The sequence below is a fragment of the Rhizobium sp. WSM1274 genome (assembly GCF_025200775.1).
Taxonomy (GTDB): Bacteria; Pseudomonadota; Alphaproteobacteria; order Rhizobiales; family Rhizobiaceae; genus Rhizobium; species Rhizobium leguminosarum_I.
The window spans coordinates 1,079,030-1,100,503 of the sequence record NZ_CP104138.1 but is presented as its reverse complement, the minus strand read 5'-3'; the positions used below and the strand labels follow the sequence as shown (position 1 = coordinate 1,100,503).

The 21,474-nt window shown below is 62.6% G+C and carries 19 protein-coding genes and 1 pseudogene; 10 read left to right on the top strand and 10 right to left on the bottom strand.

Annotated elements, in window-relative coordinates:
• Positions 1–139 precede the first annotated feature (139 nt).
• Positions 140–895, top strand: a complete 756-nt coding sequence (locus N2600_RS05590) for a DeoR/GlpR family DNA-binding transcription regulator (protein ID WP_222386146.1) — start codon at positions 140–142, stop codon at positions 893–895.
• Here the strand turns inward: N2600_RS05590 and N2600_RS05585 are convergent.
• Positions 870–1,610: a hypothetical protein gene (locus tag N2600_RS05585; RefSeq protein WP_260298358.1), complete on the bottom strand. Its 741-nt coding sequence runs from the start codon at positions 1,608–1,610 to the stop codon at positions 870–872. The two genes, N2600_RS05590 and N2600_RS05585, sit on opposite strands and share 26 nt — an antisense overlap.
• A gap of 129 nt (positions 1,611–1,739) precedes the next feature.
• Entirely contained in the window at positions 1,740–2,747 is a 1,008-nt protein-coding gene (locus tag N2600_RS05580; RefSeq protein WP_222386144.1) for an asparaginase, read from the bottom strand.
• Positions 2,748–3,138: 391 nt separating this feature from the next.
• On the opposite strand from N2600_RS05580, the gene N2600_RS05575 reads away from it, so the two are divergent.
• Together N2600_RS05575 and N2600_RS05570 are read left to right on the top strand one after the other, a co-directional pair.
• Positions 3,139–4,350: an MFS transporter gene (locus N2600_RS05575; protein ID WP_222386143.1), complete on the top strand. Its 1,212-nt coding sequence runs from the start codon at positions 3,139–3,141 to the stop codon at positions 4,348–4,350.
• Between the two features lie 267 nt (positions 4,351–4,617).
• Positions 4,618–5,604 carry an IS110 family transposase gene (locus tag N2600_RS05570; RefSeq protein WP_260298027.1) on the top strand — a complete coding sequence of 329 codons (987 nt, stop codon included), beginning with the start codon at positions 4,618–4,620 and terminating at the stop codon, positions 5,602–5,604.
• A gap of 239 nt (positions 5,605–5,843) precedes the next feature.
• On the opposite strand, the gene N2600_RS05565 is transcribed toward N2600_RS05570, so the two are convergent.
• Positions 5,844–6,467, bottom strand: coding sequence for a helix-turn-helix transcriptional regulator (locus N2600_RS05565; RefSeq protein ID WP_260298357.1), 624 nt, complete (start codon positions 6,465–6,467; stop codon positions 5,844–5,846).
• Between the two features lie 101 nt (positions 6,468–6,568).
• On the opposite strand from N2600_RS05565, the gene N2600_RS05560 reads away from it, so the two are divergent.
• On the top strand, positions 6,569–7,996 hold the full coding sequence (locus tag N2600_RS05560) for an MFS transporter (protein ID WP_260298356.1): 1,428 nt from the start codon (positions 6,569–6,571) through the stop codon (positions 7,994–7,996).
• Here N2600_RS05560 and N2600_RS05555 read toward each other — a convergent pair.
• From N2600_RS05555 to N2600_RS05540, 4 genes are all read right to left on the bottom strand, one after another.
• Positions 7,977–8,975 (bottom strand): NAD(P)H-quinone oxidoreductase, encoded by a 999-nt coding sequence (locus tag N2600_RS05555; RefSeq protein ID WP_260110431.1) that lies wholly within the window; start codon positions 8,973–8,975, stop codon positions 7,977–7,979. The genes N2600_RS05560 and N2600_RS05555 overlap by 20 nt on opposite strands.
• A gap of 78 nt (positions 8,976–9,053) precedes the next feature.
• Positions 9,054–10,871 (bottom strand): GGDEF domain-containing protein, encoded by a 1,818-nt coding sequence (locus N2600_RS05550; RefSeq protein ID WP_260298354.1) that lies wholly within the window; start codon positions 10,869–10,871, stop codon positions 9,054–9,056.
• Positions 10,872–11,028: 157 nt separating this feature from the next.
• Positions 11,029–11,268 (bottom strand): ribbon-helix-helix domain-containing protein, encoded by a 240-nt coding sequence (locus N2600_RS05545; protein ID WP_017963432.1) that lies wholly within the window; start codon positions 11,266–11,268, stop codon positions 11,029–11,031.
• Between the two features lie 217 nt (positions 11,269–11,485).
• Entirely contained in the window at positions 11,486–12,034 is a 549-nt protein-coding gene (locus tag N2600_RS05540; RefSeq protein WP_017963430.1) for an HdeD family acid-resistance protein, read from the bottom strand.
• A gap of 139 nt (positions 12,035–12,173) precedes the next feature.
• Between N2600_RS05540 and betI the strand changes: the two are divergent.
• From betI to betA, 3 genes and pseudogenes are all read left to right on the top strand, one after another.
• Positions 12,174–12,814, top strand: a pseudogene (betI, locus tag N2600_RS05535) (transcriptional regulator BetI).
• Positions 12,811–14,274: a betaine-aldehyde dehydrogenase gene (betB, locus tag N2600_RS05530; protein ID WP_260110428.1), complete on the top strand. Its 1,464-nt coding sequence runs from the start codon at positions 12,811–12,813 to the stop codon at positions 14,272–14,274. Before betI ends, betB begins: the two are co-directional and overlap by 4 nt.
• 216 nt (positions 14,275–14,490) lie before the next feature.
• Complete coding sequence (gene betA, locus N2600_RS05525) at positions 14,491–16,143, top strand: choline dehydrogenase (protein WP_170258680.1); 1,653 nt, start codon at positions 14,491–14,493, stop codon at positions 16,141–16,143.
• Between the two features lie 15 nt (positions 16,144–16,158).
• Here betA and N2600_RS05520 read toward each other — a convergent pair whose 3' ends face one another.
• The 3 genes from N2600_RS05520 to N2600_RS05510 all read right to left on the bottom strand — a co-directional run bounded on the left by N2600_RS05520 (position 16,159) and on the right by N2600_RS05510 (position 17,583).
• Entirely contained in the window at positions 16,159–16,632 is a 474-nt protein-coding gene (locus N2600_RS05520) for a DUF6644 family protein (RefSeq protein WP_170258681.1), read from the bottom strand.
• A 22-nt stretch (positions 16,633–16,654) separates the two neighbouring features.
• Complete coding sequence (locus N2600_RS05515; RefSeq protein WP_170258682.1) at positions 16,655–17,041, bottom strand: DUF6152 family protein; 387 nt, start codon at positions 17,039–17,041, stop codon at positions 16,655–16,657.
• Positions 17,042–17,136: 95 nt separating this feature from the next.
• Positions 17,137–17,583 carry an RrF2 family transcriptional regulator gene (locus N2600_RS05510; protein WP_170258683.1) on the bottom strand — a complete coding sequence of 149 codons (447 nt, stop codon included), beginning with the start codon at positions 17,581–17,583 and terminating at the stop codon, positions 17,137–17,139.
• A 420-nt stretch (positions 17,584–18,003) separates the two neighbouring features.
• Here N2600_RS05510 and N2600_RS05505 point away from each other — a divergent pair, with 420 nt between their 5' ends.
• The 3 genes from N2600_RS05505 (at position 18,004) to cysN (ending at position 21,366) form a co-directional block, all read left to right on the top strand.
• Positions 18,004–18,762 (top strand): phosphoadenylyl-sulfate reductase, encoded by a 759-nt coding sequence (locus tag N2600_RS05505; protein ID WP_170258684.1) that lies wholly within the window; start codon positions 18,004–18,006, stop codon positions 18,760–18,762.
• Positions 18,763–18,914: 152 nt separating this feature from the next.
• The gene (gene cysD / locus N2600_RS05500) at positions 18,915–19,868 is read left to right on the top strand and encodes a sulfate adenylyltransferase subunit CysD (RefSeq protein ID WP_003546395.1); all 954 of its coding nucleotides are present in this window, start codon (positions 18,915–18,917) and stop codon (positions 19,866–19,868) included.
• A gap of 1 nt (position 19,869) precedes the next feature.
• Positions 19,870–21,366 (top strand): sulfate adenylyltransferase subunit CysN, encoded by a 1,497-nt coding sequence (gene cysN, locus N2600_RS05495; protein ID WP_017963421.1) that lies wholly within the window; start codon positions 19,870–19,872, stop codon positions 21,364–21,366.
• Positions 21,367–21,474 lie beyond the last annotated feature (108 nt).

Below are 21,474 nucleotides of genomic sequence, written 5' to 3'. Positions count from 1 at the left end.
ATCCACTCCTTCGCTCCGCTTCTGCGTGAGCACTCCCGGCCTCATGCACGGGATTTCGTGAAAATGCACGATATTTCTTGAATGTCGAGTCGCTTCGTGCAACATCGGGCTATTATGTTTAATTTCGTGCAGAGAACCGATGCTGACAACCCAACGCAAGACCCTCATCCTCGACATCCTGCGCCGTGACGGCCAGGTGATCGCCAAGCGCGTGGCCGAGGATTTCGCGCTTTCGGAGGACACGATCCGCCGGGACCTCAGGGAAATGGCGGCGGAGGGGCTGTTGAAACGGGTGCATGGCGGGGCGATGCCGCTGGCGCCTGATTTGCCTGACTTTACCGCACGGCGCAGTGTCTCGTCTGAGATCAAGGCGCGGCTCGGGGCAGCGGCGGCGGCGATGGTCAAGCCGGGCCAGATGATCTTCCTCGATGGCGGCACGACGACGGCGGAGATCGCCAGACACTTGCCGCGCGACATGCCGCTGACGGTTGCGACCCACAGCCCGACGATCGCCGCCGAGCTCGAACACCACCCGACGGCCGAGGTGATCCTCACCGGCGGACGGCTTTACAAACATTCGATGGTGGCGACGGGGGCAGCGGCTATGGCGGCGATCTCGCAGCTTCGCCCCGACCTGTTCTTCCTCGGGGTGACGGCCGCCCATCCAGTGCACGGGCTTTCCACTGGCGATTTCGAGGAAGCGGCGATCAAGCGGCACATCGCGCGCTGCGCGGCCGAAACGCACGTGCTGCTGACCGAGGAGAAGTTCGACCTCGTCTCGCCCTGCCCCGTGCTTGGCATTTCCGAGGTGGCGGGGCTGATCGTGCCGGCGGAGATGACGGCCGAACAGCTGAAACCCTATCGCGATCTCAACGGCGTGATCGCCGCAGCATGATGGTGCTGCGGGAGGGCTGCGGCACAGCAGCATGCGGCAGAAGGCTAGCGGCAAGGGCCGCGATAAAGGTTGCCAATACGGCATAGGTCGGCGCCATGCTGCCGGTTCCAAAAGTCAGCACCGTCTGCAGATACGGCTGCGCCAGCGCGATGACGACGGAAAGTGCCGGCATGTCGAGCAGCGTCCCGGCGATCCGCGACAGTTCCGGCATGAAGGCCACGCCGGCAAGCGCGCCGTAGACCGCCGTCAGGCGGAGTGTGAGGCGCAACGGCACCGACGCTGCAAGCGGGTGCGTGTCTCCGTCCTCGATGACAATCACGAGATAGGCGACGAAAGCTGCCAGAAACAACGAGGCGATGGGCAGCGCCGCCAGCGTGTCGAGTTGCGTCAGAGCCCTTGCGTCCGCCGCCAGGAAGAAGAGGATCGGCGTCGAGGCAATGAACCAGATGGCGACGATCGGCCCCCACAACCAGATGAGCGAGAGCGTGTGAAGACGGAGCAGGGTCGCCATGAAGAGTATGCCGATCGCAGCCCAGATGCAGGCGGGTTTGAGCACGCCCGATATCAGCCGGAGAACCGGCTCGCAGGTGCCGGCCATATCGCCGCAGCCGGACAGTTGGATCGTGAGCCAGGTGATATAATCGAGGCTCAACGTGGCGAACATGAAGATGCCGATGCCTATCAGCATCCACCAGAGATAGCGGCCTGCAAACATGCCCTGCCCCCATGGCTTCCAGGACTGTGCTCACGTCGCCGCGAAAGGGTGCATCCGCGATCGCAGGACGTACCCTTTTATATTAGGTAATTCTTATTTTTCTAATAACTTATATATGCCAGTTCGCACTCACCCGACCAAGGCGGAGGTGACCCTGACATCGCCGACATGGATGCCGTTCCAATTGCGCATCGGCGTTGAGGCATAGGCCATCAGGCCCGCATGCACCTCATCGTCCATCTCGAAGAAACGGGCGAGTGTCGCCGCCACCATGGCTTCGGCGGCGCGGGTCATGCCATCCTCGCATTTGAGAGCGATGGCAATGCCCTTTTCCGGGATCGCGGCGCAGAAGACGCCTTCGGCACCTGTCTTGCAGAAGATACGGCCGGGGGCGATCTGCATCAGCGCCGTGCAGGCGCGGCCGGACCCCGCGACATAGAAGGGCTCGGCCATACAGGCCTCGATCAGCCGGCGGCATGCCTTGGCGCGCAAGGGTTCCAGACCAATGCCAGTCGTCATTTTGGCAAAACCGTGGGCAAGGCTGCGCAGCGGCACGGCATAGGTCGGGATAGAACAGCCGTCGGTGCCGCAGCTATCGGCGCCAAGCACGGCGCCTGTCAGGCTTTCCATCGCCGCGCGGATCTCGACCTGCAGCGGGTGCTGATAGCCAACGTAACCCTTCGGATCGAGGTCCTGATGGCAGCAGGCGCAGATGAAACCGGCATGTTTTCCCGAGCAATTGTTGTGCAGCGCGGTCGGCGCCTCGAGCGTCCGGGCCTGCTGGATCAGGATCTTCTGGCTCATCGACCAGTGGGCGCCGCATTCCAGCGCTTGGGCATCGCGACCCGCGCGCGTCAGCATGGAGTGGGCCAGCGCCACATGCTCGTCCTCGCCATTATGCGAGGCGCAGGCCAGCGCCAATTCCTTGTCACCGAAGCCATAGGCATCGGCCGCACCACTCTCGACCAGCGACAGCGCCTGCATCGCCTTGCAGGACGAACGCGGGAAAATGGCGGCCTCGATGTCACCCAGCGAGAAGACGAGCTTGCCGTCGCCATCGACCACAGCCACCGCGCCGCGATGACGACTTTCGACGAGCAGGCCGCGGGTGACTTCGACGGTGACGGGATTGGTCATGAGCTTTTATCCGGATGCTGGCGGGAAGAGGCAGCCATAACGCGTCACGCGGGGAAAGCCAACGGGGTTGACGTTTTGCAAGGCTTAGGCTTAGGCGCATGCGCGAGTGCCCGCCAGATGGAGCACCGGGTCGATATGTGGCTGGACGTCACCCCACTCTCCGTCATCCTCGGCCTTGTGCCGAGGATCCATGCCCGGTGCTGATGGATGCCAGCGTAGATCCTCGGGTCAAGCCCGAGGATGACGGAGGGTGGGGTGAGCCTCGCTGCGAGCTCGTTCGGCAATCACATCGTCCAAATATTCATCACATAAATTGACCGAAGCGATCGGAAACTATCGTTTCTCTGATAGGTCAGATGCAGCTAAGAGTGGTGCATCAGGAATCATCCCCATGCCATCCACCTTTTCCTTGATCCTTCGCGATAACAGGATCCGTATTCCGACCGTGACACTCGTCGCGCTCGCCTTCACCTATGCGTCGACCGCGCCCTACCAGTCGATCATCGGGATCAATGAACTCGGCTTGAGCAATGGCGCCTATTCGGCGCTGGTGTTCTTCTCGGCAATCGTCAACGTTACGACGAGCCTGACGCTCGGCATCTGGTCGGACAGGCTGAAAGAGCGCCGGCCGCTGGTGCTCGGGCTTTCCGTCGCCGGCATGCTCGGCTTCGGGTCGATCGCGATCTTTCATAGCCCCGTGATCTTCATCTTCTCGACGCTGTTGCTGGTGCCGATGAGCAATTCTACCTATTCGCTGCTGTTCGCCAGCTTGCGCGCCAGGACCAACCAGATGGACCGCGGCCAGGGGGCGGCGATCACCGCAACGGTGCGGGCACTCTTTTCCGGCTCATGGGCGCTGGCGCCGGGGTTGATCGGCCTCTATCTCGTCAGTTCGCCGTCGATGACGCCGGCCTATGGGATCGCGGCATTGGCAAGCTGCACCTGCTTCTGCCTGTATTTTTTCTTCGCACCCGGAAATGGCTCAGGCGGCCCTGCCCCCGATCCAGCCGGCTTCCTTGCTTCGCTAAAGCGGATTTTCGTGCCGCATGTGCTGTCGCGCGTTATCGTCATGGCGATGCTGTTCGGGCTGCAGCGGCTGAACAGCATGCTCCTGCCGCTGATCATCACCCATGCGGCCGGCGGCACCGTGGTCGATGTCGGCTTCATGGCCGGCTTGACCGCCTTGCTCGAAATGCCGTTCATGATGGCGTGGGGCTTTGCGCAGCGCCGCTTCCGAACGGTGCATGTGCTCGCCTTTGGCGCGTTGATCTATTGCGTCTATCTGCTGCTGCTCGGTTTTGCTTCCGCGCCCTGGCACATCTATGCACTCCTCCTCTTCAATGCCTGCGGGGCGGCAGCGATCCTCAGCGTGCCGATCACCTATCTGCAGGACCTGATCGCGGACCGGCCGGGGCTTGGAACCTCGCTGATCTCGCTGAACACGTTCATTGGGGTTGGCATCAGCGCCGGCCTCTTCGCCTTCGGCACCGCAATCACCGATTATTCCGGCACCGCTTTCGTCGGCGCGGCCGCGGGTCTCGCATCGATTGGAGTGCTGCTCTATCTCGAAAGCAGCCGCCGGCAGGCGCGGCAGCTGGCGTGAAGTGCAAGCCGCTTGCGAGCGATACGGTCACGCGGCGGGGAGGTGTTCCGCGGCGCTTGAGACACAACTCGGCCCAGGAGATTGCCGAAACCGGCCCCTTGCATGTTCAAACTGCATCCGTTGATGATGGGTGCGACCCCTGGGGGATGGCCATCCCCCAGGGGTCGGACGGGCGGGACCGTAACCCCCTTGGCGTGAACCGGGGATGAGCCTGGTCCGCCCGTCCTTCGCGTTTGTCCTGAACAGATAGTGGGGAGCAGGTCCCGTATGCAAGGCAAGGTATCGTCCGAACGCACCGCGATGGCGACAGTTTATGTCGGCATCGATGTCTGTAAAGAGTGGCTGGACATTCATCTGCATCCTCTCGGCCGCAGTTTTCGGGTGACCAACGACACGGCCGGCCTGCGCCGCCTCAAGCGGGAGCTCGATGCGCTTGACCAGATGCCGCGCTCGGCGCTGCGTATCGTCATGGAAGCGACCGGCAAGTGGCATCGCGCCGTCCAGCGCTCGCTGCATGCCGATGGCTTTTACGTGTCGGTCGTCGATCCGCTGCGCGCCCGGCTGTTTGCCAAAGCCTGCGGCTTTCTCGCCAAGACCGATCGGCTCGATTCGCGGTTTCTGGCCATCATGGGAGAAGCCCTCAAGCCCGCACAGACCCCACCGCCGGACCAAGCGCTGGAAACCCTGCAGGAACTGGTCAATGCCCGATCTGCCGCCAATGGCGAACGCACCGCCCTGTCCAACCGGATGAAGACGGCCGTGACCGCTTTCCTGCGCAAGGAACTGACGCGCCGGCTTGCCGCGCTCGACACCCATATCGCAAGACTGGACGCCGAGATCGAGCGCAGCATCTGCGCCGATCCCGAGATGCGCCGCCGCCTCGACATCCTCATCTCCATTCCTGGCATCGGAGCCGTCACCGCCGCAAGCCTGATCGCTGGCCTTTGCGAACTTGGCGCCTGCTCCGGCAAGCAGGCCGCCATGCTGACCGGCCTTGCGCCGATTGCCTGCGAAAGTGGCGAGCGGGCCGGACATCGCTCCATCAGGGGCGGACGCCCAGCACCCAGGAACGCCATCTACATGGCCGCCCTGTCCGCCTCTCGTCACAACCCGGACCTCGCACGCTTCGCCGCAAGGCTGAAGAAAGTCGGAAAACCCAATAAGGTCGTCCTCGTCGCCGTCATGAGAAAGCTCATCGTCCTGGCAAACACCCTCATCACCAAAAACCGCATCTGGACACCAAATCCACCTTGACACCAAACACAGATGCTCATCCGCCCTACGGGCACCTTCTCCCCGTAAACGGGGCGAAGGGACATTGTCGCGCCCTCTCCGTTCCCACCTCGCTCTCGCATGGCACGTCGCCTCTCCCCGTCAGAACGGGGAGAGGGTTAGGGTGACGGGCAGCCATTGGCACCAGCCGGCAGTAACTCGAGGCCGAGAATGACTGAGGGTGGGAAGCTACTGGATGGGCGACATTGCATCACGACGCCTCAATGCGGCTTAATGCGATAGGCGCAGCGGCGGGCGCCGAGGAGGATGTGTTCGCTGCGCTCGAGATCGGCGCCGAGGACGGCGCGGAAGGTTTCGAGTTCGGAGCGGCAGAAGCCGGCGCAGGCGGTGGCGGCGGCGCAGATCGGGCAGTGGTTTTCGACCAGCATGAAGGAGCCGTCGGCCTCCTGCCACTGATCGGCCATATAGCCCTCGCGGGTGCGGATCGCGGCAAGGGCCTCGACGCGCGAGGCGAGGTCATGCGCCTTGCCGAGCTCCTGCCGATAGCGCTGCAGCGTCTCGGCCTCGCGGGCGGAGATCACGGTATCGAGGGCTGCGGGGCCGAGCTGTTCGACGAGCGTGCCGAGGAGATTTGCCGTCAGCTCGGCATGGCCATCCGGGAACTGGTGGTTGCCGCTGGCTGTGAGGTGCCAGAGCTGACGCGGCCGGCCCCGGCCCGCGGCGGCAACGGTGACCGGCTCCACCAGGCCCTCCTCCGCCATCTTCGACAGCTGCTGGCGGGCAGCTTCGCCTGATATGCCGAGCGCATCGCCGATCGCGGCGGCAAGCTGCGGGCCGTCGGTCTTTATCAGGATCAGGATCCGGTTGGCTGGGGACTGACGCATATTTTCCAAGTCAAGTCTTGTTTAATTCGAGGCGGCATGTAATTTTCCAATTTATAACTTGGAAAATAATCCTTCGCCAGCAAAAATCTCGGGGTCCTCCCATGTCGAATCTCGACCAGACAGCAGCCATCCCGAACCCCAGCTCCGTTTTCCGCCTCTTCCTGCCCGAGCACCTCCCGGCAACCTTGATGCTGGCCGGCGGCGTGACGCTTTATGCGGTGGAGAGTTACATCATGGCGACGATCGCGCCTTCGATCGTGCGCGATATCGGCGGCCTCGCGCTGTTTTCCTGGGTCACCAGCCTGTTCGTCGCCGCCGCGGTGCTCGGCTCGATCTTCGTCGCCATGCGGCCGCGCGGGATCGGACTTCGCTCCGTCTATGTGATCGCAGCACTGGTCTTCGGCGTCGGCAGCCTGATTGCCGCAGCCGCACCGTCGATGCCGGTGGTGCTGATCGGACGCGCGGTGCAGGGTCTGGGAACAGGCGCGCTTGCAGCACTCGGCTATGCCTTCATCCGCTTCGTTTATCCCGAGCCGCTATGGCCGAAGGCCTCGACGCTCTATGCGGCGATCTGGGGGGGCTCGACCGTCATCGGGCCGACGCTCGGTGGCTTCTTCTCTTCGGGTCACGCCTGGCGCTATGCTTTCATCGTGCTCGTGCCGCTCGGCCTTCTGATGGCGTTCCTGGCGCCGCGGCTTCTGCCCGAGGTCGAGGACGACCGCGAGCAGAAGAAGACCCCGATTGCCCAGATCGGACTGCTGCTTGCCGCCGTGCTGATGGTGAGCGCGGCCGGCGCGATCGAGACGACGGGCGCGAAAATCGCTTTGATCGCGGCCGCGGTCGTCGCGGTCGCCGGCATGCTCTTCATCGAGGGCCGAAGCCCGAACCGGCTCTTGCCGTCCGGCGCCGTCAGCCTTTCCCGGCCGATTGCACGTGTCTATCTGACGATGCTCGCCATGACCGTCGTGCTCGTCAGCGACGTCTTCATTCCCTATTTCCTGCAGACCCTGCATGGGGTGGCGCCACTCCTGTCGGGCTATTTGGTGGCGCTCGTTGCCCTCGGCTGGACATTCGCTGCCTTCCTCAGCGGCTCGCTGACCGGCAGACGGGCCTATTGGGCAATCGTCATTGGCGCCCTCATCGAAGCGGCGGCGACCGCTTGCCTCGCCGTCTTCCTGGCCAAGGACAATCCCGAGGGGCATATGCTCCTCATCGTGCCGGCGGCGATCGGCATGCTCATGATGGGCTTCGGCATCGGGCTCGGCTGGGCGCATCTCGTCGCCATGGTGCTGAAACTCGTCGCCGACAACGAGAAGGACAAGGCTTCTGCCGCGATCCCGACAATGAGTTCGCTCGGCGGCGCCTTCGGTGCGGCCTTTGCGGGCGTCATCGCCAATGGCGCCGGCCTCGTCGAGCCCGGCGGCATATCAGGCGCGCTGTCGGCGGCGCACTGGCTTTATCTATTGATGGCGCTGCCCGGTGTTCTTGCCGTCGGCATCTCGCTAACGCTCACCCAACGCGCAGCATGATCTTGCCGACATGGCTGCCGTCTTCCAGCAGCCGGTGGGCTTCGACGACCTCGTCGAAGGCAAAGACCTTGTGAATGACGGGAGCGACGGTGCCGGCGGCGAGCAGCGGCCAGACCTCGGAGAGCAGATCGTCGCGAATGGCGCGTTTTTCTTCCGCCGTGCGCGGCCGCATGGTGGAGCCGGTGACCGTCAGGCGCTTGACCATGATCGGCGAGAGATTGACCTTTTCGGCGATCGCGCCGCCAAGGAAGGCGATGATCGACAAGCAGCCGTCCCTCGCCAGTGAGGCGATGTTGCGCTCGAAATAGGCCGCGCCGATCATGTCGAGGATGATATCGACGCCGTGGCCGGTCTCGGCCTTGATCACCTCGGCGAAATCTTCGGTCCGGTAGTTGATCGCGCGTTTGGCGCCAAGCTTTTCGCAAGCCTCGCATTTCTCCTTCGAGCCCGCCGTCGCGTAGACCTCGGCACCGAAGGCGCGGGCGAGCTGGATCGCCGTCGTGCCGATGCCGCTGGAACCGCCATGGATCAGCACCGTCTCGCCTTCCGTCAGCCCGGCCATCTGGAAGAGGTTGGCCCAGACGGTAAAGAAGGTCTCAGGCAAAGCTGCCGCCTTCACCGCGTCATAACCCTTGGGAAAGGGCAGGATCTGGCCTGCCGGCAGCGGGCAGTATTCGGCGTAGGCGCCGCCATTGGCGAGCCCGCAGACCTTGTCGCCGACGCCATAGCCGCGGACGCCGGGGCCGACGGCAACGATTTCGCCCGACAATTCCAGGCCGAGGATCGGGCTCGCATCCTTGGGCGCGGGATAGCTGCCCTGGCGCTGGGCAATATCGGGGCGGTTGACGCCGATCGCCTCGGCGCGCACCAGGACCTCTCCGTCGCCGGGCACAGGCAGCGGCCTCTTGCCGATTACCATCACCTCCGGTCCGCCGAAGGACGGCAGATCGACGAAACGCATATCCTGAGGCAAAGGCATGACCGGCTCCTCCCTAATCGGAAGCAACCGGAATAAATCAGCCCCGCAGGCTTTGGAAGGCACGACGTGGCAAAGGCGTCAATTCGCCTCGCCCAGCAAATGGAAGACGAGACCTTCCTCGCTGTCCTTGGCGGCCGATTTGATGATGGCGATCTCGGCGCTGACGCGGTTGATATCGTCGATGACGAGGCCTCCCGGCAGTTCGATGACGCCGATCGAGCAGCGCATCAGCGGGAATAAAGCTTCAACACCGGTGCGGTCGTGACCGAGGATGCGGCCGGCGGCGCGGTCCTCGTCGGAATAGAGATCGCGCACGTCGTCGTGGAAATCGCTGATCAGCCGGTCGAGGATCTCCGTCAGTTCCTCCTTGGTCCAGCCGACAATGCCGATGAAGAAATCGTCGCCGCCGACATGGCCGAGGAAATGGCGCTCGGCGAAGAAATAGCGGCGCATCAGCGCGGCAAACAGCGAGATTGCGTGGTCGCCGAGATGGAAGCCATAGGCATCGTTGAACGGCTTGAAATTGTCGAAGTCGCAATAGCAGAAGTGGCGGAGCTCATCGCCGTCGCGGCCGGACTGACGCATGAAATCGCGGATGGCGCGATTGCCCGGCAGGCCGGTCAGCGGGTTCTGGTCCTGCGCGGTCTTCAGCTGTTTCTCGTTGATGACCTTGATCAGCGAGGCGGCGGAGACGACGCCGGCATAACGCATATTGTCGGTCAGGATCAGGCAGTTGCTGCCTTCCATGTTGGCGAAGATCGCCATCAGCTGTTCGGCGTCGCTGTCGAGGCCGACGATCGGCGCCATCTCGACGAAATGCGAGATGCTGCGCTCATACATCTTGTTCTTCAGGAGATCGCGGCCGAAAGGCTGGTAGATATATTCCTTGAGGTGATGCTCGTGGATGATGCCGCGCGGCTCGTCATTGGCATTGAGGACAGGAAAGAAGGCCTGGCGCGGATTGCGGCGGAAGAGTTCGAAGACGTTGTCGATGCTGTCATTCTCGTAGACCGTAGGCAGCAGCTCGATCTGCTTGCGGATGAGGATTTCGTCGAGCGACTGACTGCCCCGCTTGCTCTTGCCGAGCTCCTGCAGATGCGGGAAGGACGGCGCCAGCTCCGATATATGCGTTGTCGGACGGGCGATGAACCAGCCCTGGACGAGGTCGACGCCATATTCGCGGCAGGCGATGAATTCGGCCTCGGTCTCGATGCCTTCGGCGACGACGCGTGTGCCGAGCACGTGGGCAATGTTGACGATGCTTTTCAAGAGATGACGCTTGCGCGGGCTGCGGTCAATCTCGGCGACGAAATGACGATCGATTTTGAGATAATCGACGGGATAGTCGCAGAGCAGCTTCATCTCGCCATTGCCGACGCCGAAATCGTCGATCGCCAGCTTGAAACCAGCCTTGCGCAACCTGGAAACCAGGCCGGAAAATTCCGGCACGCTGGTATTGTCGAAACGCTCGGAGAATTCGAAGCAGACGGAGGATGGCGGAATATTGGCCTTGCGCAGGTGTTGCAGCAGGGTCTCGACCAGGCTTTCGCCATGCGGGATGAGCCGGACATCGAGATTGAGGAACAGCGTCGAGGTGGAGAAATTCGACAGCGTCGCGAATTTGGCGAGAGCGCGGCTGGCGACCATCTGTTCGAGCTGCAGCAGCTGGCCCAACTGATGGGCTTCATCAAGGATTTCGACCGGCGTATCATAGCCGATGCGGTCCTGGCCGCGCATCAGGGATTCGTAGCCGAAGACCGTGCCGGTGCCGGCCTCGACGATCGGCTGGAAGGCGTTCTCGACCACGAGCTTGGCAAGGGTTACGATCTGATCGCTGGCGTAGCGGCGCAGGACATCCGGCGCGACGGTGGCAGCCAAGGACATCCCGGTTTTCATTGGGGCTGATCTCCACTGTGACTTGTTCTTTTCGTCCGGAACATGCCGCAGAACGGTCAATGAACTCTTTCGCCAGTGTGAAAGTTTTATGAAACGGGCAAGGGCGTCCTACGCGCTCCGCGTTTATTCCATTTTTCCAATGCAATCAGATGCTTGCTCAGGCGGAGCGACGGCGCTCCGCCTCGTGATCGGCGAACATGTCGGCGACGCATCTGCCGCCGGATGGAGCGTCGTCGTCTAGCATATCGTCCCGGAACTCATTGAGCTTGCGGGCGGTATCCCAGAGACGAAGCGCCTCGCGAACGACCTCGCTGCTCGAGGCATAGCCGCCATTATCGACGGCGGCGCGGATGCCCGCTGCCTGTTGCGGAGAGATGGAAACGGTGACCATCGGCATGAACTTCCTCCCTTTTCTGATCAGGCAGAACCCTGTCTCTGGGGGATGCATGACCATCTTCAGCATTCTCGGCGATCTCGCCGGTGCCTTGGTGCATTCGCACATCGGACCGTCCGCGTGCTGGATCGGCCCATAACCCCTTAAGTCTAATCCCCTGTCCTAGTCTTGTCAAAAAAGAACGGGTCTTGTCAAAAAAGAGCGGTCAGCGGCATCAGTTTCAACTGCGGATGCCGAGGCCGAAGGCGATCATCGTCGAGCCCTGGACGATGAGATCGGCGGCCAGGAACAGACCGAGGATCCAGAGGCTGTTCACCGGCCAGCCGAGCGCGATGACGAAACCCGCAAGGGCGGTGATGACGCCGCTTGCGACGATCCAGCGCCAACCCTTGACCGGCTTCATGCGCATGCCGACCCAGGTGCGGAAGACGCCGGCGATGACCAGTGCGAGCGAGAGAAACAGCGTCAGCGCCGCCGAAGTGAGGATCGGATTGACGAAGGCGCAGATGCCGGCGAGCACGTAGAGCAGGCCGCTCAGCATCCAGAACAGAACATGATCCCAGCCACGCACCTGGAAGGCATGGACGAGATAGATCACGCCGCCGAACAGCATCAGCATGCCGACATAATAGACCGAGACGACGGTGGCGAGCATCAGATTGCCGAGCGCGATCAGACCGCAGACGAGCAGCAGCACGCCGAGGCCGGCGAACCAGATCCATTTCGACTGCAGCGAAGATGTCGGCGTTCCCTCGAAGACATCGGCCATGACGCACCTCCTGTTGGATTCAACATATGCTGCAGCAATTTTTCAGGAAAAGATCTGCGCTGAATCAAATCGAGAAAGATTTTTATTGATTGATCAGTCAATCAAAAATAACCTGCTGCTGATTTCAAGGAGTGGTCTGTTGCCGAAAGTCGGAATGGAGCCGGTGCGCCGCAAGGCGCTTGTCGACGCGGCGCTGCGGGTGATCGGCGATCACGGCTCGCTAACCGTCACGATGTCCGATATCGCTCGGCAGGCCGGCGTATCGGCAGCCCTGGCGCATCATTATTTCGGCAGCAAAGAACAATTGCTGATCGAGACGATCCGCTCGCTTCTGAGACAATTGCGCAGCGACACGCTGGCGGCGCTTAAGGCCGCCAGAACGCCGCGCGCGCGGCTTTCGGCCATCATCCGCGTCAGCTTCCACGCCGACCAATTCGCGCCGGACACGATTGCCGCCTGGCTTGCCTTTTACGCCGAAGCGCAGCGCTCGGAAGAGACCCGCCGCTTTCTGGTGATCTATGCCAGGCGGCTGCGCTCCAATCTGCTGGCCGATCTCAAGGCGCTGCTGCCCGCCGACGCCGCAGAACGCATCGCAGAAGGCGCTGCGGCGATGATCGACGGGCTCTATATCAGGCAAAGTCTGAAATCGGCGCCGATCGGCATTGAAGCCTCGATCGCGCTGACGGAAGATTATCTGAATGCGCTTTTGGCCACCACCTCCCCTCTCCCGGCGGGAGAAGTGACGACCACATCGAACCACCCAAGGGACAAATGACATGAAAGCCCAGCCGAAAGCCTCGCACTTCATCGACGGCGAATATGTCGAGGATACCGACGGCACCGTCATCGAGAGCCTCTATCCCGCGACCGGCGAGGTGATCGCCCGGCTGCATGCCGCAACGCCCGCGATCGTCGAACGGGCGATCGCCGCGGCCAAACGCGCCCAGCCGGAATGGGCGGCGATGAGCCCAATGGCGCGCGGGCGGATCCTGAAACGGGCGGCCGAGATCATGCGCGAGAGAAACCGGGCACTTTCCGAACTCGAAACGCTCGACACCGGCAAGCCAATCCAGGAGACTGTTGTCGCCGACCCGGCCTCGGGTGCGGATGCCTTCGAATTCTTCGGCGGCATTGCACCGGCCGGTCTCAACGGTTCGCATATCCCGCTCGGCCAGGATTTTGCCTATACCAAGCGGGTGCCGCTCGGCGTCTGCGTCGGCATCGGCGCCTGGAACTATCCGCAGCAGATCGCCTGCTGGAAAGCGGCGCCGGCGCTCGTCTGCGGCAATGCCATGGTGTTCAAACCGTCCGAGAACACACCGCTCGGGACGCTGAAGATCGCCGAGATCCTGCACGAGGCGGGACTGCCGAAGGGGCTGTTCAATGTGATCCAGGGCGACCGCGACACCGGGCCGCTGCTCGTCAACCATCCCGATGTCGCCAAGGTGTCGCTGACCGGCTCGGTGCCGACCGGGCGCAGGGTGGCGGCGGCTGCCGCCGGCAACCTCAAGCACGTGACGATGGAACTCGGCGGCAAGTCGCCGCTCATCGTCTTCGACGATGCCGATCTCGACTCGGCGGTCGGCGGCGCGATGCTCGGCAATTTCTATTCGACCGGCCAAGTCTGCTCGAACGGCACGCGCGTTTTCGTGCAGAAGACCGTCAAGGCCGAATTCCTGAAGCGGCTGAAGGTCCGCACCGAGGCGATGCTGATCGGCGACCCGATGGACGAGGCGACGCAGGTCGGACCGATGGTCTCCTGGGCGCAGCGCGAGAAAGTGATCTCCTACATCGAGAAGGGCAAGGCCGAGGGCGCGCGCCAGATTGCCGGCGGCGGCATTCCGAACAACGTCTCCGGCGAAGGCTATTACGTGCAGCCGACTATCTTTGCCGACGTCACCGACGACATGACCATCGCCCGCGAGGAGATCTTTGGGCCGGTCATGTGTGTGCTCGACTTCGACGCCGAGGACGAGGTGATTGCCCGCGCCAATGCCAGCGAATTCGGTCTTTCCGGCGGCGTCTTCACTGCCGACCTCACCCGCGCCCACCGCGTCGTCGACCGGCTGGAAGCGGGCACGCTCTGGATCAACACCTATAATCTCTGCCCGGTGGAAATCCCCTTCGGCGGATCGAAACAATCCGGCTTCGGCCGCGAGAATTCGCTGGCCGCGCTGGAGCATTATTCCGAGCTGAAGACGGTCTATGTCGGCATGGGGCCGGTGGTGGCGCCGTACTGAAGGGATTGAGACCCCTCCCCAACCCCTCCCCACAAGGGGGAGGGACTAATATGGGGCACCGGTTTTATCCCTCTTCAATCTCATCGCTTGTGGCGCTGATTGTCGAGTGAGGCGGTGCAGCAAGTTAAGCCCCTCCCCCTTGTGGGGAGGGGTTTGGGGCGGGGTCTTAATGCCCGGGGTTTTCGGGACCGTTGCAAAAGAATCTAAGGGAACGTCATGCAACAAGCAGATTTCGTCATCATCGGCTCGGGCTCCGCCGGCTCCGCCCTCGCCTACCGCTTGTCGGAAGACGGCAAGAACAGTGTCATCGTCATCGAGGCGGGCGGCAGCGATTTCGGACCGTTCATCCAGATGCCGGCGGCCCTTGCCTGGCCGATGAGCATGAAGCGATATAATTGGGGTTATCTGTCCGAGCCGGAGGCGAACCTCAACAATCGGCGTATCACGGCGCCGCGCGGCAAGGTGATCGGCGGCTCCTCCTCGATCAACGGCATGGTCTATGTGCGCGGCCATGCCGAGGATTTCAACCGCTGGGAGGAGCTCGGCGCCAGCGGCTGGGCCTATGCCGACGTGCTTCCCTATTTCAAGCGGATGGAACATTCGCATGGCGGCGAAGAGGGCTGGCGCGGCACAGACGGGCCGCTGCATGTCCAGCGTGGCGGCTTCACCAATCCGCTCTTCCGCGCCTTCGTCGAGGCCGGCAAACAGGCGGGTTTCGAGGCGACGGAGGATTATAACGGCAGCAAGCAAGAAGGCTTCGGCCTGATGGAGCAGACCATCTTCGGCGGCCGCCGCTGGTCTGCCGCCAACGCCTATCTGAAACCGGCGCTGAGGCGGGACAATGTCAAGATCATCTACGGCTTTGCGCAGAGGATCGTGATCGAGGACGGGCGTGCCACAGGCGTCGAGATCGAACGCAAGGGCAGAATGGAGGTGGTGAAGGCGAACCGCGAGGTGATCGTCTCGGCCTCCTCCTTCAACTCACCGAAGCTCTTGATGCTGTCGGGCATCGGTCCCGGCCAACATCTGCAGGACATGGGCATTCCGGTGAAGGCCGACCGGCCGGGGGTCGGCGCCAATCTGCAGGATCATATGGAATTCTACTTCCAGCAGGTCAGCACCAAGCCGGTGTCGCTCTATTCCTGGCTGCCGTGGTTCTGGCAGGGCGTGGCCGGCGCACAATGGCTGCTCTCGCGCGGCGGGCTCGGCGCCTCCAATCAATTCGAGGCGTGCGCCTTCCTGCGGTCTGCAGCAGGGCTGAAGCAACCCGATATCCAGTACCATTTCCTGCCGGTGGCGATCAGCTATGACGGCAAGGCGGCGGCGAAGAGCCACGGCTTCCAGGTTCATGTCGGCTACAACCTGTCGAAATCGCGCGGCAGCGTGAGCTTGCGCTCCGCCGATCCCAAGGCCGATCCGGTGCTGCGCTTCAACTATATGAGCCACGCGGAGGACTGGGAGAAATTCCGCCACTGCGTGCGGCTCACCCGCGAAATCTTCGGGCAGAGCGCCTTCAACGACTATCGCGGGCCGGAGATCCAGCCGGGCGAAGGCGTGCAGAGCGATGATGAAATCGACGCCTTCCTGCGCGAACATCTGGAAAGCGCCTATCACCCTTGCGGCACCTGCCGGATGGGCGCCAAGGACGATCCGATGGCGGTGGTCGATCCGCAAACGCGGGTGATCGGCGTCGATGGCTTGCGCGTCGCTGACAGCTCGATCTTTCCGCACGTCACCTATGGCAATTTGAACGGACCCTCTATTATGACCGGCGAGAAGGCGGCCGACCATATCCTCGGCAAACAGCCGCTGGCGCGCTCGAACCAGGAACCGTGGGTCAACCCGCGCTGGGCGGTGAGCGACCGCTGATCCGGTTATCCGGTTTCAGAGAAAACCGATCCACCGTCCGGCTATGAGGGCGGCGATCCAGATCGCGGCCGACAGGGCGGCGGAGAAGCGCAGGCCGGGCCGGACGATGCCTGTCGACACCGCCGTTTTCCAGGCTCGCCCGAAATGAACGATCGACAGGTTGAGAAGGCCGATGGCGATCAGGCAAAGCTTGGCAAGGAAGGCGGGATTGGCGACATATTCGACCGCCCGGGCGCTGAAGAGGCAGAAGCCGGTGGCAACAGCCGCGGCAAGGCCGACAGCGGCGGCGCGTGACAGAAACGGCGCGACGATCTCAACCGGAACCTTGCGGAAGAAGCCGGCGAGCCTCAGATCAAGCGGCAGGATGGCGCCGACCAAGAGGCCGATCGCCAGGATATGGGCTGCGTTGACGAACATGTAGAGCGTTGCGGAGCGCCGGAGCGCGAGCGCAGGCGTGGTCGCCGACAGCCATTCGAGAGTGTCCATCACGACAGGTCAGTTCGCCCAGAGGTCAGTTCGTCTTGATGCGGTCGGGATAGATATCATAGCGCTTCTCGCCGATGGTGAGGCGCACGGCCTTCAGCCGCTTCTCTTTTGCATCCTGCGAACGATTTCCAAGGGCCACCACCTGGTCGCCGGGCTTGGCCACAGCTTCGACGAAACCGGAGCGTTCCGTCTGGCGCGGATTGCCGAGTTCGACGAGCCAGACGCCGTCATCGGCGGTGGCGACATCGAGCGTCGGATGCGGGCCGCCCATGGAGATCTTGTCGATGGTGCCGCGCAGTTCGATCTGATCCGCCTCGGCCCAGGACCAGCCGTGATGAGCGGCCGCGCCTGTCGCTACGGCCACCGAGAGTATGGCCGCAGCCACTACTCGCTGTGCTGAAATTCCAAACATGATATTCTCCCTACCAGCATGAGCAGGCAGGTGGAGCATCGGAGCCGGAGGAAAAGGTATTTCACCAAATCTTGAAGAAAGAGGCGGGCGTATGCTCAGGCCAGCAGCCGGGTGACTTCGGCGCCGTGCTTTGGGGCGATGGCATCGGCGATCGTTGTCGAGAACAGCACCTTGCGGGTGGCGTCGGCGACTTTGGCGAAGACGTGGCGGATCTGGCAATTCTGTTCGCCGTCGCAATCGTCGCATCTGCGGTAAGCAGTGATCGAGAGGCACGGCAGCGGCGCGATCGGGCCGTCGATGATGCGCAGGATCTCGCCGAAGGTAATCGTGTGGGCGGGCTTCAGCAGGAGATAACCGCCCTGCTTGCCGCGACGGCTGACGACGACGCCGTGATGTTTCAGGTCGAGCAGGATCTGTTCGAGGAACTTTTTCGGGATCTTTTGCTGCGCCGCGATATCGGAAATCATCACCGGTTCGTCGGCATCGGCATCAGCCAAGACCGTGAGCGCGCGCAGCGCATATTTCGCCTTTTGCGTAATCATTTTTGACCATCGACACACACAGGCGGCGCGAATTCCCGCACCGCTACGGAAGTACTTTCACCTCTATGGCACAACCAGCATGAACGGAATTTGAACGCACCGGAGAAAGCCTTGAGAGACAAGCGTTTTGGCCTTGTTTTTCGCCCTCGGCCAAGCGCGCTTAATCTATGCCAAAACCGCGCCTTCTGCACGATTTTCGGCATCACTTCAGATTTCCGATTGACAGGCTGCGTGTAACTCTACTATTTCTATAGACATTCGAGCTGCCGATGTGGATTTTCATCCGCAGGCGGCTGCTTTTCTGCATCGCGGCAGCTTCGGAGAGATATTTGCTCCTCCGGCCACAGCTTTCGAAATCCCTTTTTCTGTCCGATCCAAGCGTGAACTGCGATACTCCTGATAACAAAGGACAGGATTCTCATGACTGCTATCAATAGGATTGCGGAAGAAGGGCCGATTGCGGAAGCTGCGGCGCTGAACGACAGACTGGCGGGTCTCGACCTTGCCGGACGTCTGTCGCTGGTCTCCGGCCTTGGCGGCCGCGTGGTGTTCACGACGTCACTCGGCATCGAGGACCAGGTGATCACTGCCGAGATCGGCACGCACCGCCTGCCGATCGATATCGCGACGCTGCAGACCGGCCGGTTGTTTGCCGAGACGCTGTCGCTGATCGACGAGACCGAAAGCCAGTATGACATCGATATCCATCGTTTCGAGCCCGAGAAGGCCGATATCGACGCCTATGCGGCGCAATACGGCCTCAACGGTTTCTACGAGAGCGTCGAAGCGCGCCACGCCTGTTGCGGAATGCGCAAGCTGAAGCCGCTTGCGCGTGCCCTCGAAGGTGCTGCGATCTGGATCACCGGCCTGCGCCGCGGCCAATCGGCCAACCGTGCCGAAACGCCTTTTGCCGAATACGACGCCGAACGCCACCTGCTGAAGGTCAATCCGCTCGCCGATTGGGACCTGGAGGCGATCAAGGCCTTCGTTTCCGCAAACGGCGTGCCGGTCAATCCGCTGCACGCCCGCGGTTATCCCTCGATCGGCTGCGAGCCCTGCACCCGGGCGATCAAGCCCGGCGAACCGGAACGCGCCGGCCGCTGGTGGTGGGAGCAGGACGAAACGCGCGAATGCGGCCTGCACGTCGCCGAAGAGGCCGCAGCGATCGCCGCACAGTAAATCACCCCACGGCTTTCCCAATCAGGGCGCGGGCCACCGCCGCAGCCTTGGGAAAGTCAACATTCCCTGGGAAAGCCAACAATCCCGGGAAAGCCGACATCAAGGAATTGCTTTGCGGGCACCCGCAAACGACCGATAGCCTGGAGTAACACATGCCCGATAGCCGTCCGGATACGGAACTCAGCAATCCGCAGAGCGCCAAGGCGCCGCTCGACCCGCATCTGAAAGCGCTGGAAAACGAATCCATTCACATCTTCCGCGAGGTTGCGGCCGAATTCGAGCGTCCCGTCATGCTCTATTCGATCGGCAAGGACTCCTCGGTGCTGCTGCACCTGGCGCGCAAGGCCTTCTATCCCGGCCGCGTGCCCTTCCCGCTGCTGCATGTGAACACCGGCTGGAAATTCTCCGAGATGATCGCCTTCCGCGACGAGACCGCGAAGAAGTATGATCTCGATCTGATCGAGCACATCAATCCGCGCGGCAAAGCCGAAAACATCACGCCGTTTACACATGGATCGGCCGCCTTCACCGACATCATGAAGACCGAGGGGCTGCGCCAGGCGCTTGATGCCGGCCAGTTCGACGCCGCTTTCGGCGGTGCGCGGCGTGACGAGGAAGCCAGCCGCGCCAAGGAGCGCATCTATTCCTTCCGCACGCCCGACCATCGCTGGGATCCCCGCAACCAGCGGCCGGAACTCTGGAACATCTATAACGGCATGATCCGCAAGGGCGAGAGCGTGCGCGCCTTCCCGCTGTCGAACTGGACCGAGGTCGATATCTGGCGCTACATCCAGGCCGAGGACATTCCGCTGGTGCCACTCTACTACGCCAAGAAGCGGCCCTTCGTGGAGCGCGACGGCATGATGATCCTGGCCGAAGATCCGCGCCTGGAACTGCTGCCCGGCGAAGTCCGCCAGGAAGGCATGATCCGCTTCCGCACCCTCGGCGATTTCCCGCTGACCGGCGCCATCCGCTCACAGGCCACCACCCTCGAAGAGGTGATTGCCGAACTCGAAATTGCAACGGTGTCCGAACGCCAGGGCCGCGCCATCGATCGCGACCAGTCCGGCTCCATGGAAAAGAAGAAGCGTGAAGGATATTTCTGAGATGACCGCAGCCCAAACCGCCGTCTCGGCCGCAACCGTCGTCAGCCTGCCCGCCGCCGAGCCGCTCAAGGCTCAGCGCGATACCAGGCCGCTGCGCCTGATTACCTGCGGCAGCGTCGATGACGGCAAGTCGACCTTGATCGGCCGCCTGCTCTGGGACACCAAGGCGGTCAAGGAAGACCAGGCCGCCACCCTGCAGCGCGATTCCACCGGCAAGCAGAACGATCTCGGCCTGCCCGACTTCGCATTGCTGCTCGATGGCCTGCAGGCCGAGCGCGAACAGGGCATCACGATCGATGTCGCCTATCGCTATTTCTCGACCGACAAGCGCTCCTTCATCGTCGCCGACACGCCCGGCCATGAGCAATATACCCGCAACATGGCGACCGGCGCCTCGACCGCCGATCTCGCGATCCTGCTCGTCGATGCGCGCCTCGGCATTCTGGAACAAACGCGCCGTCACGCGACGATCGCCTCGTTGCTCGGGATCAAACAGTTCGTGCTTGCCGTCAACAAGATCGACCTGACGGGCTACGACCGCGCCGGCTTCGACAAGATCAGCCATGACTTCCGGGAATTTGCCCTGTCGCTCGGCGTCAAGCAGATCACCGCCATTCCGATGTCGGCGCTGAAGGGCGAAAACGTCGTCTATTCCGGCCAGGCCGCCATGCCCTGGTATACCGGCCCGTCGCTGGTGGAGACGCTGGAACTTGCCACCGTGCGCTCGTCGCAGACGGTCGGCTTCCGCCTTTCCGTGCAGCGCGTGTCGCGTCCGGGCGAAAGCTTCCGCGGCTATCAGGGCACGGTTGCCGGCGGCTCGGTCAAACCGGGCGACAGCGTCATGATCCTGCCGTCGGGCATGGTCGCCAACGTCTCGAAGATCGTCACCTTCGATCTCGTCCGCAACGCGGCCGTTGCCGGCGACGCGATCACCCTGGTGCTCGACCGCCAGGTGGATGTGGCGCGCGGCGACATGATCGTCTCAATCGACGCCCAGCCACAGGTCGGCCTTGCCTTCGACGCGCAGATCGTCGCGCTGCAGCCGGAGGGAATCGAGCCCGGCAAACGCTACTGGCTGAAGAGCGGCAGCCGCCGCCAGCGTGTCCAGGTGCAGCCGCTCAGCCAGTTGGAGCTGAAGACCGGCGCCTGGAATTCCGCCCAGCGGCTCTACATGAACGCCATCGGCAAAGTCCGGCTCGTCTTCGACGAAGCGGCGATCTTCGACCCCTATGAGCAGAACCGGCTTTCCGGCTCCTTCATCCTGATCGATCCGGAGACCAACAACACGGTCGCCGGCGGCATGGTGACCGGCAAGCGCAGCGAACTCGGCGGCCTGCACAATGGCGAAGCCCGCGTCATCCTCTCGCTTCCGGCCGATCTTGCCGAGCAGATCATGGCAAGCGAACTCTTCGCCAGCCGCAGCCACGAGGCCGATGTACGGCGCATGACGGCAGCCGAAGCCGCCGACCTTTGGTCGAGTGCCGCAAGCGATATCTGACAGGGGATAAGGGATAAGGGGCCAGCAAGACTGGCCCCTTATGCGAGGCCGAATCTGCTGGCTGCGGGCTGGCGAATTGCCTGTCGAACGGCGACGAACAGATCAGAA